The organism is Streptomyces sp. NBC_00647 (assembly GCF_045207245.1).
GTDB lineage: Bacteria > Actinomycetota > Actinomycetes > Streptomycetales > Streptomycetaceae > Streptomyces.
In genome coordinates this window covers 8,409,848-8,426,747 of record NZ_CP109040.1, presented here as the reverse complement: position 1 = coordinate 8,426,747, position 16,900 = coordinate 8,409,848, and the positions used below count along the sequence as shown (strand labels likewise).

The following is a 16,900-nucleotide window of genomic DNA, read 5'->3' as shown; positions in this document are numbered from 1 at the left end:
GCTACCGGGCGGAGTCGCCGCCGCGGCGCACGACCAGCGCCGCGTTGGAACCCATGAGTCCCCTGCTGAGGATCAGGGCCGTGTGCAGCTCGGCGGGGCGGGCGTTCGACGTCACCAGGTCGAGGTCGTGGCAGATGTCGAACACGTTCGGAGTGGGCGGGACCTGGCCGTGCTCCATCGCGAGCACCGCGGCCGCGGTGTCCAGCAGGGGCGCCCCGCAGTAGGCCCGTCCGATTCCCGTCTTGGGCGCCGTGACGGGTACGCGGGTTCCGTGTGCCCCGAGGGCGTCCGCGATGGCCAGGGCTTCGGCGCGGTCCGCGGCCGGGACGCCCAGGGCGTCGGCGAAGACGACGTCGATCTCCTCCGGTGCGCAGTCCGCCTCGGCGAGGGCGCCCCGGATCGCGTGCGCGAGTCCCTCCCGGGACCGCTCCCACTGCGAGGCGCCGGTGAACGTGGCCCCGTGTCCGGCCACGACGGCCCGGACGGCCGCTCCCCGCTCGCGCGCACGTCCCTCGTCCTCCACGACGAGCATGGCGCCGCCTTCCGCGGGCACGAAGCCGCAGGCTCCCTCGGTGAAGGGGCGGTAGGCGCGATCGGGGTCCTCGACGGTGCTGAGCTCGGGGTAGGCGAGCTGGCAGACCATCGAGTACGGGGCCAGCGGTGCCTCGGCGGCTCCGACGACCATCGCGCCGGTGCCGCGCCGTACCCCGCGGGCGGCGTGCGCGATGGCGTCCAGTCCGCCCGCCTCGTCGCTCGCGACCACTCCGCACGGTCCCTTGAAGCCGCCGCGGATGGAGATCTGGCCGGTGCTGGCGGCGTAGAACCAGGCGATGGACTGGTACGGGCCGACGAACCGGGAACCCTGTCCCCACAGCTTCTGCAGTTCCCGCTGGCCGAACTCGCCGCCGCCGGATCCGGCGGCGGTGACCACACCGATGTCGTACGCCTCCTCGGGGTCGACCGCGCCGAGGCCCGCGTCGTCGAGGGCGAGGACGGTCGCCGCCATCGCGAAATGGCTGAACCGGTCGGTCTGGACGAGGAACCTTTCCTCGATGAGGTCCGCGGCGTCGAAGGCCCGGACCTCACCCGCGACGCGCAGCGGCAGATGCTCGCAGCCCTCGCGGGTGATCCGGTCCAGAACGCCGAGGCCTTCCCTGACGGACTTCCAGTACGCGTCCGCACGCAATCCGTTGGGCGCGATGACACCGATGCCGGTGACGGCCGCGCGCCGGGGGCGCTGAGTACTCATCGTGTCCTCCCACCCGTCCCGGTCAGGAGCACCGCGGACTGGAATCCGCCGAACCCGCTGCCGACGGAGAGCACATTCCTGAGCTTCCGGGGGCGTGCGGTGCGCGGCACGTAGTCCAGGTCGCACTCGGGGTCGGGGGTCTCGTAGTTCGCCGTGGGCGGCACCACCTGGTGCTTCAGGGCGAGGACGCAGGCGACGACCTCGATCGCGCCGATCGCGCCCAGCGAGTGGCCCACCATGGATTTGATGGAGCTCATGGGCGTGTCGTAGGCGTGCTCGCCCAGGGACAGCTTGACCGCGGCGGTCTCGTGCCGGTCGTTCTGCCGGGTGCCCGAGCCGTGCGCGTTGACGTAGTCGATCAGCGTCGGGTCGAGGCGGGCCTGATCGAGCGTGCTGTCGATCGCCCGGGACATCTCCAGGCCCTCGCTGGTCAGACCGGTCATGTGATAGGCGTTGCCGTAGGTGGCGTAGCCGCCGATCTCGCAGTAGATGTGCGCGCCGCGGGCCCTGGCGTGCTCGTACTCCTCCAGGATCAGCACGGCCGCGCCCTCGCCCATGACGAAACCGTTGCGGTTGGCGTCGAAGGGCCGGGAGGCGTGCTCGGGGTCGTCGTTGTTGGGCGACGTGGCCTTGATGGCGTCGAAGCAGGCCATGGTGATCGGGGATATCGGCGAGTCCGACGCCCCGGCGATGCAGATGTCGGCCCGGCCTTCCTCGATGGTGTGGAAGGCGTATCCGACCGCGTCGAGTCCGGAGGTGCAGCCGGTGGAGACGGTCTGCACGGGTCCCTGGGCCCCGAACTGCTCGGCGACGACCGAGGCGAGCGTGCTGGGCGCGAACGCCAGGTGCAGTCGCGGGTCGGCGGCGCGGTGGTCCACGTCCCACCGCCGGCCGCCTTCGCTGACCTTGACGTAGTCGTGCTCCAGGCGGGTGGTACCGCCGACGGCGCTGCCCAGGGAGACGGCGACGCGCCAGGGGTCCTGGCTGCCGGCGTCGAGTCCCGAGTCACGGACGGCTTCCCCGGCGGCGACCACCGCGAACTGGATGTAGCGGTCGGCGTCCCGGATCAGCTCCGGATCGAGTCCGTGGTCGAGCGGGTCGAAGTCGCATTCGGCGGCTATGCGGGAGCGCAGTCCCGCCGGATCGAACAGCGTGATGCCGCGGGTCGCGGTGCGGCCGCCTGCGAGGAGGTCCCAGAACGCCTTCGTTCCGGTACCGCCCGGAGCGACCACACCGATGCCGGTGACGGCCACCCGCCGGGTCACTGTATGGCCCCACTTCGCTCGGACGGCTGTCCGTGGTCCGGCGCGGACAGGTCCGGGCCGCCGATGACGACCTCGTGGCCGGGCGCGGCGGCGTCGGTCGCCTCCGTGTCGACGTGGCCGAGGCTCGGACGCGGGGCGAGCGGGCCCAGGTGGAAGACCATGCGGGCTTCCTCGTCGCCGACGTTGCGGAAGCGGTGCCGCATGTCGATCGGGATCAACAGGCCCTGGTCGGGCCGGAGCGCGAACGCCTCACCGTCCAGGTCCACTTCGAGGGCGCCGCTGACCACGTACACGAACTCCTCGGAGTACGGGTGGTAGTGCTCGCCGATGCGCTCACCGGGCTGGATGATGGCCAGGCCCATGAAGCCGCTGGTGGACCCCGCCGTGGCGGGCGTGAGCAGGGCCCGGATGTCGCCTCCGCGCCTGCGGTTGGGTTCCGTCTCGCTCAGGTCCACGATGCGTGGATGGTGCTTGATCATGCTTGGTACCTCCGGGTGGGGCGAGGACGTCGGATGGGACGTCCGGGGACGCGGGCTGCGGCGGTCCGTCAGGAGCCCGCCGCGCTGCGGTCGGTGATGGGCAGCATGTCGGCGTGCGACAGGAGGCGGTTGATGTTGCGTTCCGTCCCCAGCGAGCCCTCGACGCCGATCGCGGCACCGTCGAGGAGACGCTCGAGCTCGGCGGCCTTCTTGGTGCCCTTGAGGCCGAGGGAGGCGACGGGGTCGCCGTCGAGCTCGCCCACGATGTCGATGAGCCGCACCACGATGTCGTCGCGCTGGAAGACGGTGCTGCCGTACACCGGGCTGTCCTTGTCGTCGGCCGCGGCCTCGTCCTGGTGGGCCAGCAGCCGGGCGAGTTCCATGCCGCAGCCCGGCCGGGCCGGGTAGTACAGCGCGTGCCGCCGCAGCTTCCCGGGTTCCTTGCGGCCGGAGACCACGTGGTGCACGGCCGGGAGCGCCGCCCGGGTGAAGAACACCCGTGCCGAGTCCGGGTCGCTCAGGTCCCGGTCCTGCTCCAGGTAGGGGTTGATGGCCTCCTCGACCGCCCGTACCTCGGGCTGGCGCGAGACGTGGCGCAGTGCCGCGAGGAGGTCGCCCTCCACCTCGACGGCCCGCACGACGCGGTTGCCGTGCATGAAGAGCGAGGTGCGGCGCAGCCGGGTGGTGTCGTCGACCTGGGCCTGGGGTGACTGGTACCCGGCCAGGATCTCGGCGACCTTCGACTCGGATCCGGGCTTGACGGTGAAGGTGAGGGCGTGGCGGGCCACACCGTTGCCGACACGGGCCTCGACCTGCTTGGGCGTCCTGGCCGACTCCGGGGTGAGCGGTTCGGCGGGGCTCGTCTCACGGAGGATGCTGTAGCGCATCGACCGGGTGTCCCGGACGCAGCTGTGCATCGGCCGGACGGTTTCGACGTGCTCCTCGCTGTTCACCCAGGCGAGGAAGGGCGGGGCACTCTCCCACTCGCTGGTGATGAGCCACTGCGAGGGGTTCTCGATCGACTGGCACAGCTGGTCACTGATGTGACCGGGGACCGAGGCGACCTGGTTGCGCATGAGTTCGTACGCGTCGAGGAACTGCTGCTGAGCGCCTTCGTACAGGTCGAGCAGCAGGATCACCCGAAGCCTGGAGCCGTCGAACGCCGACTGTGCGATACGTCCCGAGGGAGTCATTCCGGCACACCTCTCCTTTTCGTCACGGAAAGTCAGGAACGACCGCGGTATCCGAAACGCCGGGGCCGCCATGAGCTGATCGTTGACGCGAGCTCCGCAGTGCGCGAGCCCCACGGGTCGGACGAGTGAACCGCGCGCCATCCGGGTGCCCCTGGCGCGCGAACCAGCCCATAAGGGGCATGGAACCTGCATCCCCTTCCCTCACTCACGTCGCAGGCGACGCTGGAGGCAATCAATGAACCGATTCGAAGAGGCCGGAGAGATCGGTCACCACACGCCCGTCCTCATCGTCGGCGGCTCTCTGGTGGGCCTGTCCACGTCGCTGTTCCTGGGGCGGCTCGGCGTGCCGCACATCCTCGTGGAGCGCCACGCGGGCACCTCGATCCATCCGCGGGGGCGCGGCAACAACGTGCGCACCATGGAGGTCTTCCGGGTGGCCGGGGTCCAGCGGCGCATCGAGGAGGCCGCGTCGGTCCTCGCGGACAACCACGGCATCCTGCAGACGCCGACCCTGGTGGGCGATGCCGGCGAGTGGCTGTTCAAGGAGATCGACCCCGGCAACGGACTCGCCCGTTTCAGCCCGGGCGCATGGTGCCTGTGCAGCCAGAACGACCTGGAACCGGTGCTGCTGGAGAGCGCCCGGGAGCTGGGCGGCGACCTGCGGTTCTCCACCGAGCTGATGTCGTTCGAGCAGGACGCCGAGGGAGTGACCGCGAAGGTCAAGAGCCGGGAGACCGGCGAGCACACCACGATCCGCGCGGACTACCTCGTCGCGGCGGACGGTCCGCGCAGCCCCGTCCGCGACGCGCTGCGCATCGGGCAGACCGGGCCCGGCGACCTGTTCCACAACGTGAGCGTCACGTTCACCTCGCGCGGCCTCGCGGACGTCGTCGGCGACCGGCGGTTCATCGTCTGCTACCTGACCGACCCGGAGGCCGACGGGGCTCTGCTGCCGGTCGACAACAAGGAGCACTGGGTCTTCCACGCTCCCTGGCACCCCGAACACGGCGAAACCCTGGAGGAGTTCACCGACGAGCGCTGCGCGGAACACATCCGGCGGGCCGTCGGCGTGCCGGATCTGGATGTGGAGATCACCGGCAGGGCCGCCTGGCACGCCGCCGAGCGGGTCGCCGAACGGTACGCGCGGGACCGGGTGTTCCTGGCCGGCGACTCGGCCCACGAGATGTCCCCCACCGGGGCGTTCGGGTCCAACACCGGTATCCAGGACGCGCACAACCTGGCCTGGAAACTGTCCGCCGTGCTGGCCGGCTGGGCCGGTCCGGGACTGCTGGAGACCTACGACGCCGAGCGCCGGCCGGTGGCCGAGGCGACGAGCGCCCGGGCCTCGTCACGTTCGGTCGAGCACAGCCACCCCGGATACACCCCGGGTCCCGGAGCTGGTGGTCAGGGCGGCCCCGGCGGTCAGGGCGGCCCCGGCGGCAGGAAGGGCGGGATCCTCAACGTGGCGCTCGCCTACCGCTACCCGCGCGGCGCGGTCCTGGGCGCCGATCCGGCCGGTCCGGTCGTGCCCGAGGGAGTACGGCTGACGGGCGAGCCCGGAACCCGGGCGCCGCACATGTGGCTGACCCGCGCCGGTGCCCGGATCTCCACCCTCGATCTGTACGAGCGGTCCATGGTGCTGCTGAGCGCGGCCGACGGTGCCGGCGGCTGGGACGCCGCGGCGAGGGACCTGGCCCGGCAGATGTCCGTCCCGCTCGACTCCCACCGGGTCGGCACGGGGCCCGAGGCGGACCTCGTCCCCGCGGGTGACGCGGACTGGGCGGAGATCCACGGCGTCACCGCGGACGGCGCGGTGCTGGTCCGCCCCGACGGATTCGTCGCCTGGCGCTCCGAGGGGCCGGTCAAGGATCCCCGGACAACCCTGCGGGAGGCCCTGATCTCCCTGCTGGACCAGGCCTGACCTGCCCGTTCCGGGCGGGCCCCAGGACACCGCCCGGCCGGGAGGCCGGCCACCGTCCCCCGAGGAGCGCGCAAACAGCCGGAGGCCGTATCGGAATTCCGATACGGCCTCCGGCCACGACTTCTTCAGTCGGGACGACAGGATTTGAACCTGCGACCCCTTGACCCCCAGTCAAGTGCGCTACCAAGCTGCGCCACGTCCCGATGCGTCCTCTCACGGTTCCCCGCGTGATCGCGCATCCAAACCCTACCGCACGTCGGTGGATGGCCGCGCACGCATTGTCATCGTCCCAGCGCAGACGGGGTCGCCGTCCGGCAGGAGACATCGTCCGAGCGCGACAGGGGATGCCGTCCGGGCCCGGGAGGGGTCGCGTCAGGCCGGTTCGCTCAGGTCGGCCGCCGCCGCCCGGAGCGCGTCGGCCAGCCGGGCGGCCGGTTCCGGCAAGGGCCGCGGAAGGCGGGCGAGGACGACACGGCGCCGCTCCTCGGGGCCGCCGCGCACGGACAGGATGCGCACGCCGGGCGGCGCGGCGGGGGCCAGCGAGGCGGGAACGGTGGTCAGGCCGCAGCCCTCGGCCACCAGGTGCAGCTTGGCCAGCCAGTCACGGGCGGTGTGGGCGATCACGGGACGCTCGTCCAGTCCCGGCCAGACGCCCATCAGCCTCTCGTCCCCGACGGAGGAACCGGCGATCCAGCGCTGTCCCCGCAGGTCGGCGACGTCGACCGCGTCACCGGCGGCGAGCGGATGGGTCGCGGGCACCGCGAGCCGCAGACTGCGTTCGCCGAGCGTCCGCACCGCCAGCGGGGGCGACTCGCTGTCGAAGGGCCGGAACGGTGGCGCCGAGGCGAGCAGGGCGAGGTCCAGGGTGCCGGCCCGCAGGGCGCGCACCAGCGCGGGCGTGCTGCCCTCGCGGGTGCTGACGGTGATCGCCGGATGGCTGCGGCGCAGTGCGGCGACGGCTCGGGGCAACAGGACGGCGCCCGCGCTGGCGAACCAGCCGAGGCGGACGGTCCCGGCGTCGGCCGGCAGCCCGGCGAGTTCCCGCGCGGTCGCGTCGATCTGGTCGAGCACCGTCACGGCCCGGCGCAGCACGACGTGCCCGGCCGCCGTCAGCCGCACGCCGTCCCTGCGCCGCTCCAACAGCTGGGCCCGCGCGGCACGTTCGAGCGAGGCGATCTGCCGGGACACCGCGGACTGCGTGTAGCCGAGCGCACCGGCCGCCGCGGTGAGCGTGCCGCGTTCGGCCACCTCACGGAAGACGCGCAGGGCGACCAGCGAGACGTCGGTGAAATCCATGAGAATGACGCATACCAGATGTGAGCAGGTTTCGTTGGACGCATACCCGAGGTGTTCCTAGCGTGGTGGGCATGGCCAACGCACGCATCGCTCTCGTCACCGGCGCCAATCAGGGGCTCGGCTTCGCGCTCGTCCAAGGGCTCGCCGCCCGGATGGACCGCGACGACCTGGTCCTGCTCACGGGGCGCGACGCCCACCGGGTCGCCGACGCCGTCACCCGGGTCACCGGGTCCGGGGACACCATCAGCAGGGTCGAGGGCCGCGTCCTCGACGTGACCGACGCGGGGGCCGTGGCGGAGCTGGCCGCCGAACTCGGCGCGCGCCACGGCGGGGTGGACATCGCGGTGTCCAACGCGAGTGCCATGCTGACGCCGGACCGGCCGCAGGCCGAGCAGGCCGACGCGTTCATCGATGTCGCGAACGGGGGCGCGCACGCGATGCTGCGCTCGTTCGGCCCGGTGCTGCGTCCCGGCGGGCGGCTGATCGTGGTGGCCAGTTCGCTGGGCACGCTCGGGCATCTCGACGCCCGGCTCCACCCGCTCTTCGACGATGCCTCGCTCGACGAGGTGGAGGCCGTGGTCGCGTCCTGGCGGGCCGCCGTGCACGCGGGCACCGAGCGGGAGGCCGGCTGGCCGCAGTGGATCAACGTGCCGTCCAAGGTGGCCCAGGTCGCCGCCGTGCGGGCGGTCGCGGCCGGGCGCCGGGACGCCGACCTGGCCCGCGGCACTCTGGTCGCGGCGGTCTGCCCGGGGCTCGTGGACACACCGCTGTCCCGGCCGTGGTTCACCGACTTCAGCCAGGCCCAGACCCCGGAGCGGGCGGCGGTCGCGGTCCTCGATCTGCTGCTGCGCGAGAAGGCCGATCCGGCGCTGTACGGCGAACTCGTGAGGTTCGGGGAGGTGGTGCCGTGGCACGCGGGCAGGCCGCCGCGTCACCAGGAACGGCTTCTCGGCTCCTAGGGCGTGGCCGCGAACTCCCGTCGTCCGCCCGGAGGACGGGCTCGCGACGCCCGGCACCGCACCGGCCGCGCCTGTCACGGCACCGGCCCGTGGTGGGTGACGCCGGGCGCGTCACCCACCAGCGGACCGCGGATCAGGCGTTGGGGTCGAAGGCGATACCGGCCGGCTTGGCCTTCACCAGGTGGGCGTTGAAGTTCCCGTCCTTGAGCCCGAACACGGCGCTGCCGAAGTCGTAGGCGCTCAGCTTCTCGCGCAGACCGGCGGGATAGCCGTTCCAGCCGACCAGGGTGGGGAACTGCCAGGTGTGGTAGTGGTTCTCCGGCGGCTCGTCATTGGTGTTCGCGGGCCGGAAGCAGTGCGTGCCGATGCCGTCCTTGTGGTAGACGACCTTGGGGTGCGTACCGTCCCAGCGGATCTGGTCCCGGCCGTAGATGTTGAAGTTGCCGTGGGCCGAGGTGGACACGTACTTGGCCTCGTTGTCCTGGACCCACACCACGACGTGCTCCCAGTCGTTGCGGTGCCCGCCGAGACCGCTGCCGGCGACGGCCTGGTCCTTCTCCATGTAGAGGCCGTACATGATGGCGCACCAGCCGTTGTTGCACTTCTCGCGGGAGTACCCGTTGGTGTTGTCGAGGTCCCAGGAGTCGCGGCACTGGCCGTTCAGGGCCCCGGAGGGCTTGAGTCCGCCGTTGACGGTGCCGTCGGGGCCGATGGCGGGCGTCGGGTAACAGCCGTCGGTGTCGTAGTCGAAGGCCGGCTGGAACGTCTGCTCCAGTCCGTCCGCGTTCGCGGGCAAGGCCTTCGGCGGGTCGGCGAGGGCGCTGCCCGGGAAGGCGACGACCAGCGCGACGGCGCTGCCGAGAATCACCGAGACCCTGCGGATCCGCGAGCTTCTTTTCACTGCTTCCTCCAGATCGACCGCGGCGTGGGGGCGGGGCAGGCCAGGCGGTCGTCTTGGCATGCCCAGTTCAGCCTTCCGGGTGGGCGCGAAAAACACCAGAGGTCGCGGGTGTCCGAGCGATGAAGGATCCACCAATGAGGAGCACAGGAGGGCGAGTTGGGAGACGCCGGCCCGACCGGGGGCTCGACTCCCGTGCCCGGCGGCCCTGTTGCCGCCGGGCACAGGACGTGCCGAGCTACACGCGGCCGTCGGCCAGCTTCCATTCGCGGTGCAACACGCCCAAGGGAATGGCCCGCTGGAAGACGGGCGTGCCGAAGATGGACAACTGCATCCGCAGAGTGCCCGTCAGATCGACACCGCCGTAGAGAGCCCAGGCGCCGGTGGCGGTGGCGTCGGCCTTCGCCGTGGACCCGGTCGCGGTCGCGGCGTCGGCCGAGCCGGAGGCCTCGCCGCGCAGATACGGCGCCAGGTCGGCGGTGACACCGACGGCGCCGTACAGGCCGACCGTGGCTTCCGCGCCGAGGGCCGCCTTCAGCCGCCCGGCCGCGCCGACCGAGGTGTGCACCGGACTGCTCGTCATGTGCGACTCGTCGACCGGCGTCCACCCCTCGGCAGCGCCGAACGTGCCACCGGCCTTGAAGTCGCCCTTCAGACGCTGTTCGACGTCGACGCTGACGGTTCCGTCGGCGGCGACCTGGAAGTAGCAGGTCAGATCGAGGTTCACCACGACGGGAATCGGGCCGACCTGGAGCACGGGGTCGGCGTGCAGTTTCGCGAACGCCACCCGCTGGGGCCGCGCGGAGGCGGCGGCGCGCCCCTTCACCGTCCACTGCGCGTCCCAGTCACCGGAGACGCCCAGGTACGCGGCACCCGGCCCGGAGCCGGCCGCGTCACCGCCGTAGGAGAAGTCGACGTCGGGCGCGACCTGCACGTACCCGGACACGGACGCGGATGCCGACGCCGGGGCCCCCGGGGCCGTGGCCACCTTCGCGCCGACATCGATCCGCAGGCTGCCGAGCGGGACCTTGGCGCCCGCGGGACCGACGTGGACGTCTCCGGCCTTCGCCCAGGAGACCCGCACGTCCGGAAGCAGCTTCTCGATGTCGAAGGACGCCGGGTCGACGGGGACGGAGCCCTTGGCGTCGTCGTCGCCGAGCAGCGCGTCCAGGGTCGTCGGCGCGGTCTGCACCTCGGTGCCGTCGCCGTGTTCGCCGATCACGGAGGTCACCTCGGCGAGGAGGCCGTCGGGGGCGCCGGGCGCGGGAGCGCTGGCGATGACGTCTCCCACGGCGGTGCCGCGCGGTTTCGCCGTACTCCCGCCGGACGGGGACGGCGACTCCGTCGCGCTTCCGCCCGAACCACCCTTGCCGATGGGCGATATGACGGCACGTCGGGTCCTGCTGTCGTACGAGGCCACCTTGAGCGCGGCCCGGTGGGCCCGTCCACCGGCCGCGCCCGGACGGGCGACGGCGGTCGAGGTGGCCGCGGCCTCGGGGGCGGCGGCGACGGCCAGCGGTTGCCCGGTGTCCGTGGTGGCGGAGGCGGAGGCCTCGGCGGGCCGGGCACGGTCGGCCCGGGAGGACGACTCCGCGGGACTCGCGGAGCAGCCGGCGGCGAGGAGGAGGGCGGATACGGCGAGCGCGGGCACGACGGCGCGCGAGGGCCGCTTGCGGATACGCAAGTTCAGTCCTGAGGGGGGTGGGGGGTGGCGTGGGACTACCGGTCGGTAACCAGAGGTGAGGGTGTCATGAACCCGTGAAGCCGCGCTTCACGTTTCGACGCCCGCCGGGGTGATGTGCGCCACGCCCACCGGAACGGTCAGCCGAGTCGTCAACCGTTCAACTGACCTGCGGGGCAAGCAACATGACAGTGCGTCAGTACGCGCTGCCCAGGATGGTTCGACAGCCGGCCGGCCTGCTCGTGGCGGCCGCGATACCGGCCCCGGCGCCCCTAGGAGACCTCGCTCCGCGGCTCCCATCCCTCGTACGCCGCCGTCAGCAGCCCCAGGACGCCGTTCGCGGTGACCTCGCGGGGGTTGGGATAGGACTCGGCGGCGGCCTGTGTCGCCGCCGGAGTCAAGTCCGCTTCCTTCAAGCCCAGTTCGGCGAGAGTGCGGGGAGCGCCCAGGCCGCCCGCGAGCTCGCGCAGCGCGCGGGGCACGTCGTCGGCACCCAGGGCACGGGACAGGACGGCGATCGCCCGCGGCGCGGCGGCCGCGTTGTAGGCGAGGACGTACGGGAGGACCACGGTGTGCGTCTCGGCGTGCGGCAGGCCGAAGGTGCCGCCGAGGACATGGCACAGCTTGTGGTGCAGGCCCATGGTCGTCGCACCGAGGCAGGCTCCGCACAGCCAGGCGCCGTAGAGGGCCCGGCCGCGCGCCTCCGGATCGGCGGGGGCCGCGGCCACCTCGGGCAGCGCGCCGGCCATCGCCCGTACGCCCTCCTCGGCCATCAGCGAGACGAGCGGGGAGGCGTCGGGGGCGTACAGCGACTCGACCGCGTGCGCGAGGGCGTTGACGCCGCTGGTCACCGAGAGCGGGACCGGGAGGCCGAGGGTGAGGTCGGGGTCGTAGACGACACAGCGGGGCTGTACGGAGGAGTCGCGGCCGGTGCGCTTGACCCCGCGCTCGGTCAGACCCCACACGGACGTCATCTCGGAGCCCGAGTAGGTGGACGGGACGGCGATCAGCGGCAGGCCGGTGCGCAGCGTGATCGCCTTGCCGAGGCCTATCGCGGAGCCGCCGCCGACGGCGACGCAGCCGTCGGCGCCCGCCGCGCGGGCCACCTCGACCGCCTCGTCGGCGACCTCCACGGGCACATGCATCCGGGCGCCGGTGTGCACCCCCACGCAGCTGTCGCCGAGCGCGTCCGCCACCGACCGTGCCGCGTCCGCGCCCCGGCTGCCGCACACGACGAGCACCCGGTGCAGCCCGAGCCGCGCGGCCTCCCCCGGTGTCGCGGTCACCGAGGCGCCGGCCCGGAAGACGACCCGAGCGGGCCGGGTCTCGTAGGAGAAGTCGAGCGGAGCGCTCGGTGGGGTGGTCATGCCGGCTCCAGTACGAGTTCGAAGCGGGCGTGCCGGAAGGGGTTCGCGACGCCGAACTCCCGTGCCAGGGAGGGGTCGTCGGTCTCGGCGAAGTCCTGGACGAGGCTCTTCCTGACGGCGAAGACGGCGTCGGAGCCGAGATACGGGCTGCCCGCCACGAAGAGGTGCGTGGTGACGGGGGCGTGCCCCTCGGCCGAGGCGATGAAGTGGATGTGGGCGGGGCGGTAGGGGTGGCGGCCGGTGGCCCGGAGCAGGGCGCCGACGGGGCCGTCGGTGGGGATCGGGTACGGGCTCGGTACACAGGTGCGGAACCGGAAACGGCCCTCGGTGTCCGTCGTGAAGAGCCCGCGTCCGTTGCCGGGCGGCTGGACGTCAGGCCGCTGGACGTCGTAGAAGCCCTCGCCGTCCGCCTGCCACACGTCGAGGGCCGCGCCGGGCAGCGGGGTGCCGTCCCGGGACAGCACCCGGCCGCTGACCACACACGGCTCGCCGGTGCCCACCAGGTCGATGGTCGCCCCGAGTTCCCGTACGGGCGACTCCGTCATGTGGAACGGGCCGAGGACCGTCGACTCCGTCGCGCCCGGGTCACGGTGACCGTTGAGGGCCTCCACGAGCATGGAGACGCCGAGCACGTCCGACAGGAGGATGAACTCCTGCCGGGCGTCCGTGCACATGTGGCCGGTCTCCGTCAGGAAGTCGATGGCGCGCTCCCACTCCCCCGTCGTCGGTCGCGTCTCGCGGGCGAAGGCGTGGAGGTGGCGGGTGAGCGCGCCGAGCAGCTCGCGCAGTCTCGGGTCGGCCGTGCCCGCGAAGCTGTCGACGACCGCTTCGGTGATGTCCGTGGTGAATTCCGTGGCCATGCCGCTCCCGTGGTCCCGCCGGTCGTCCTGCCGGGCGTCTATCAGGCTACGAGGCTGCCGGGGTTCACAGTTCGAAGCTGACGAAGCCGTCCGCCGCGTCGGGCTCCGGGGCCGTCACCGTGTAGGCGAACCGGTTCCTGAGCCCGGCGTCGTCCCACATCGCCGCCCGGTCACGGTAGTTGAAGACGATGTCCTTCCCGTCGCCACCGTGTTCCAGGATGCGGGCGACGGCGATCTCGTTGGGGTGGTCGTGCCGTGCACCGCTGGTGGAGATCAGATAGCGGTCGCAGTCGATCAGTCCGAGCAGGTCGTTCGAGAGATTGTGGTCGCTGCCGTGGTGGGCGACCTTGAGGGCGTCGAGGTGGAGCCGGCCGCCCGCCGCCTCGGCCGGCGCTCGCAACGAGGCGACCAGCCGGCGGTCGTCCGCGTCGCCGGTGAGCACGATGCGCCGGTCCTCGAACTCGAAGAGCAGGCCGATGCTGGTGAGGTTGGTCTTCGAGGTGTCCGGCTTGAACGGTGCCGCGGCGAGCTGCTCGACGTTCGGGGCGCCGAAGTGCTCGAAGCCCTCCACCGGGGGGAGTTCGTCGGGGTCCCGGCCCGGGATCAGCCCGTTCTTCGCGCATTCCGCGCTCCATACCGGGGCCAGCCGCTCCAGTTGCCCCCGATCGGGTGAGAGCACGGTCATCGTGGAACCGTCGTCGAACCAGGCGAGCTCCCGTCCGACCTCCACGCCGCGCCCGCCGAACGCGTCGTTCCAGGGAATCTTCTGGGCCAGCAGGGCGCTGGTGAGCTTCTCCCCGTCGACCGCGCCGAACCCCTCGGCGTCGAGAAGGTGGTCGAAGCCGTTGAACCAGACGTCCCCGAACTCCACCGTCCGGTCGGGGTCGTCCAGCAGGGCGAGCACGCCGAGGATGTGGTCCTGGTCGACATGGGTGACCACGAGGAGGTCGACCAGTCCGTCGAGTCCGGCGAGCACGGGCTTGACGAGCGGATAGGTTCCCGAGCGTCCGCCGTCGACCAGGATGCGGCGTACGAAGGTGTCGTCGCCGTACTCCAGGAGCAGGCAGTCGCCGTCCTCACCGGGCATCATCGTGAATCTGATCATCTCGGCCTCCCGGGCGAAAGGGTCCTTGTCGCCCCCACCCGCGGGGCCCTCACCGCGATCTCCCGTGCAGCGACACCACGACGAACGGCTCGCGGGTGTCGACGCGCCAGGAAAGACGGCGGGCCTGATCGAGCCGCGCCGCGCACTCCGGGTCGTCGGGGAACTCGGAGAGTCCATGGATGAGGCGGCTCAGGCCGAGGGTGAAGACGGGCACCCCTCGGTCGAACGCCTCGACGAGCGCGTCCCGCGCCGCCTGGCGTTCCGTCTCGGTGTGCGCGCGGCGCAGATGGCGCATGGCCCACAGCAGGGACCCGTCGCTCATCCACGGGAAGTCGTGGCGCAGCCGGGACAGCCACGGGTCCCAGCGGTGCGGCCGGTCGGTCAGTTCGCTGCCGATCAGGACGTAGGCCCCGGCCATGGCCGCGAGCGGGTTCGTCAGCTCGTCGTAGAGCATGGTCTCCGCGTCGTGGACGAGGGTGGCGGCCGCGTCGAAGGCGCCGCGCACCATGTAGCCGAGGGCGGGTCCCACACGGCTGTCGCGCACGGTCACCGAGACGGCGCTGCCGGTCGGGCTCTGGCGCTCGTTGACGAGGACCTCGATCTGGGCGGTCTCCCAGGGCGCGGGCAGGGTGACGACGTACTCGCTGCCGGCCAGCGAGACGACGAGGAACTGCCGCGGTCCGGTGGCCCCCTCGATGGTGGGTTCGCCCCGCTCGTCGACCGGGCCGTCGGGGCCGAAGCGGTAGAGCCGCGCCGCCGCGTCGCCGAGATCGAGGCTGGGCACGGAGTGCGGGGCGGAGTGGGCGATCTCGAACACGACCGGTCGCCGCGAGGGCTTCTCGGCCGCGTCGAGCATGGTGGCGAACTGCCAGGTGGACGGCTTCGGGTCGCCGACCCAGGCCGCGTGGCCCGGTTCGACGACCGAGTCCCACTCCCAGACGCCGGAGCGCGACCCCTGGGACCGGGGCACCGGAATCGCCTCGCCGTCGTGGTAGTCGCGGTACGACTCGATGTTCCCCATGAGGTACTGCCAGGAGTGCGAGGCGTAGGGCGAGCGCGCGGTGCGCAGCGTCACGCATGTGTAGGTGCCCTCGCGGGCCTCGGCGTCCTTGGTGAGGACGACACCCGAGGGCAGCGTGGCGGTCACGAGGTAGCGCCCGGGTTCGACGGCGTAGGTCGCCGGCCGCGCCGAGGCACCGCAGGGGAAGAGGACATTGCGGTGTGCGGCCCCGGCGCCGCCGACCGGATAGATGTTGCCGACCACCTGGGCGCCGCCGGAGACGTCGTCCTCGTCGAGGCTGAGCGCGACCCGGACGCGCAGCACGGTGTTCATGGCTTCACCAGCTGCACGCGGCGGAAGACCGGTCGTACGGTGATGGACTTGGTCCGTACGTCCTGGTCACCGAGCCGTGCCTCGAAGTCGTATTCGCCGAAGCGGAGTTCGATGGCCCACTCGCTCTCCGGGTCGGCCTCTCCGGAGGCTCCGGCCGGGCGCCGAAGCCGCTCGTGGCCGCCCTCGCGGCAGACGAACTCGGCTTCCGCGTTCTCCTGGGCGCGCTCGCAGCCCACGTACACCGGGACGACGGGCGGGCCGGGGAGCTCGTGCAACACGAACACGGGCAGTTCGCCGACGGAGGGGACCTGGACGCCGGCGACGGCTCCGGCGAACTGCGGCTGGTGCATGAAGTGGTCGATCGCTTCGAGGAGATGGGCGGTGTTGACCCGCCAGTCGCCCTCGGGGTCGTCGCTCGCCGCCCCGGCGAGGCTCCTGAGCAGCGCCTCGGTGAACAGGCTCACCTGTCCGGGGCGCGCGTGCGACCGGTCCCCGGCGAGGGTGGCGTAGTACGGGATGTGGAACCGTCTGGGGAGATCGAGCGGTCGCGACCCGGCACCGAGCGGCGAGCGTCCGGCGAACCGGGTGCCCGAACTCTCGATCAGCACATCGGAGTTGGACCGGCAGGCGTCGACGAAGAAGACCTGCTGGCCGGCCTTGCAGCGCTTGAGTCCGTTCATCAGGGCCGCGAAGTCCAGTGCGCCGTTGAGGGGGTTGTGCCGGTCGGCGAAGATGTCGGCGGCCAGGAGCGCCATGTCGTCGCCCTGCGAGACGCCGTGTCCGCAGAAGTAGAAGACGAGCCGGTTGTCGACGTGGCTGTCGCCGCGGTCGAACCACGCGGTGACCGCGGCGAGGATGTTGTCGATGGTGGCGGCGTCGACGTCGTGCGCCGTGTGGGTGCGGGGGTCCGTGAAGGGGGCCGGTTGTTCCTCGCTCAACAACAGGGCGACGCTGCCGAGCGGTCGCGTCGGGTCGTTGTACTCGGCCAGCAGCCAGTTCGCGAGAGCGCGTGCGGAGAGCGGGGGCGAGCTGAGCTGGCGCATCCCGTCCGGGTCCGCCACCGGCGCCTCGCCGCCGGCCAGATGCGGATACTTGCCGACACCGATCACCAGTGCGTGGGTGCACGGAAGGCCGGTGTCCTCTTCGAGGTGGATCACGGAACCGGCCATGGCCCCTCCGGAACCCGACTGAGCCGGAGACCGCCGGCGGAGCTGAGAACCGCCCGCCGACAGCATTTCCTTTATTATATTTCTGGGCGCTCTTTATGTCCTGATATGCACCGCGTTGTCCCAGG

General features: G+C 72.0%; 14 protein-coding genes and 1 tRNA gene. 2 read left to right on the top strand and 13 right to left on the bottom strand.

The window, feature by feature from the left end:
- Position 1 precedes the first annotated feature (1 nt).
- The 4 genes from OG788_RS36965 to OG788_RS36950 form a co-directional block, all read right to left on the bottom strand.
- The gene (locus tag OG788_RS36965) at positions 2-1,249 is read right to left on the bottom strand and encodes a ketosynthase chain-length factor (RefSeq protein ID WP_406375354.1); all 1,248 of its coding nucleotides are present in this window, start codon (positions 1,247-1,249) and stop codon (positions 2-4) included.
- A complete protein-coding gene (locus tag OG788_RS36960) occupies positions 1,246-2,514 on the bottom strand; it encodes a beta-ketoacyl-[acyl-carrier-protein] synthase family protein (RefSeq protein ID WP_356758248.1) in 1,269 nt (422 codons plus the stop codon). The genes OG788_RS36965 and OG788_RS36960 overlap by 4 nt, the downstream gene beginning before the upstream one ends.
- A complete protein-coding gene (locus tag OG788_RS36955) occupies positions 2,511-2,993 on the bottom strand; it encodes a cupin domain-containing protein (protein WP_266764154.1) in 483 nt (160 codons plus the stop codon). The genes OG788_RS36960 and OG788_RS36955 overlap by 4 nt, the downstream gene beginning before the upstream one ends.
- A 68-nt stretch (positions 2,994-3,061) precedes the next feature.
- Entirely contained in the window at positions 3,062-4,186 is a 1,125-nt protein-coding gene (locus OG788_RS36950; RefSeq protein WP_406375353.1) for a SchA/CurD-like domain-containing protein, read from the bottom strand.
- A 235-nt stretch (positions 4,187-4,421) separates the two neighbouring features.
- On the opposite strand from OG788_RS36950, the gene OG788_RS36945 reads away from it, so the two are divergent.
- Positions 4,422-6,107, top strand: a complete 1,686-nt coding sequence (locus tag OG788_RS36945) for an FAD-dependent oxidoreductase (RefSeq protein ID WP_406375352.1) — start codon at positions 4,422-4,424, stop codon at positions 6,105-6,107.
- A 129-nt stretch (positions 6,108-6,236) separates the two neighbouring features.
- Here OG788_RS36945 and OG788_RS36940 read toward each other — a convergent pair.
- Both OG788_RS36940 and OG788_RS36935 read right to left on the bottom strand, forming a co-directional pair.
- Positions 6,237-6,310: transfer RNA gene (locus OG788_RS36940), tRNA-Pro, on the bottom strand.
- A gap of 169 nt (positions 6,311-6,479) precedes the next feature.
- Positions 6,480-7,403 (bottom strand): LysR family transcriptional regulator, encoded by a 924-nt coding sequence (locus OG788_RS36935; protein ID WP_406375351.1) that lies wholly within the window; start codon positions 7,401-7,403, stop codon positions 6,480-6,482.
- Between the two features lie 71 nt (positions 7,404-7,474).
- On the opposite strand from OG788_RS36935, the gene OG788_RS36930 reads away from it, so the two are divergent.
- A complete protein-coding gene (locus OG788_RS36930; protein WP_406375350.1) occupies positions 7,475-8,362 on the top strand; it encodes an SDR family NAD(P)-dependent oxidoreductase in 888 nt (295 codons plus the stop codon).
- A gap of 133 nt (positions 8,363-8,495) precedes the next feature.
- Here OG788_RS36930 and OG788_RS36925 read toward each other — a convergent pair whose 3' ends face one another.
- The 7 genes from OG788_RS36925 to OG788_RS36895 all read right to left on the bottom strand — a co-directional run bounded on the left by OG788_RS36925 (position 8,496) and on the right by OG788_RS36895 (position 16,775).
- Complete coding sequence (locus OG788_RS36925) at positions 8,496-9,263, bottom strand: NPP1 family protein (RefSeq protein ID WP_266764148.1); 768 nt, start codon at positions 9,261-9,263, stop codon at positions 8,496-8,498.
- 235 nt (positions 9,264-9,498) lie between these two features.
- The gene (locus OG788_RS36920) at positions 9,499-10,938 is read right to left on the bottom strand and encodes a hypothetical protein (RefSeq protein WP_406376948.1); all 1,440 of its coding nucleotides are present in this window, start codon (positions 10,936-10,938) and stop codon (positions 9,499-9,501) included.
- Positions 10,939-11,213: 275 nt separating this feature from the next.
- On the bottom strand, positions 11,214-12,308 hold the full coding sequence (locus OG788_RS36915) for a maleylacetate reductase (protein ID WP_406375348.1): 1,095 nt from the start codon (positions 12,306-12,308) through the stop codon (positions 11,214-11,216).
- Positions 12,305-13,168, bottom strand: a complete 864-nt coding sequence (locus tag OG788_RS36910) for an intradiol ring-cleavage dioxygenase (RefSeq protein WP_406375347.1) — start codon at positions 13,166-13,168, stop codon at positions 12,305-12,307. The genes OG788_RS36915 and OG788_RS36910 overlap by 4 nt, the downstream gene beginning before the upstream one ends.
- 64 nt (positions 13,169-13,232) lie before the next feature.
- Positions 13,233-14,273 carry a ComEC/Rec2 family competence protein gene (locus tag OG788_RS36905; protein ID WP_406375346.1) on the bottom strand — a complete coding sequence of 347 codons (1,041 nt, stop codon included), beginning with the start codon at positions 14,271-14,273 and terminating at the stop codon, positions 13,233-13,235.
- 49 nt (positions 14,274-14,322) lie between these two features.
- The gene (locus OG788_RS36900; RefSeq protein ID WP_406375345.1) at positions 14,323-15,606 is read right to left on the bottom strand and encodes a hypothetical protein; all 1,284 of its coding nucleotides are present in this window, start codon (positions 15,604-15,606) and stop codon (positions 14,323-14,325) included.
- A complete protein-coding gene (locus OG788_RS36895; RefSeq protein WP_406375344.1) occupies positions 15,603-16,775 on the bottom strand; it encodes a caspase domain-containing protein in 1,173 nt (390 codons plus the stop codon). Before OG788_RS36895 ends, OG788_RS36900 begins: the two co-directional genes overlap by 4 nt.
- Between the last annotated feature and the right edge of the window lie 125 nt (positions 16,776-16,900).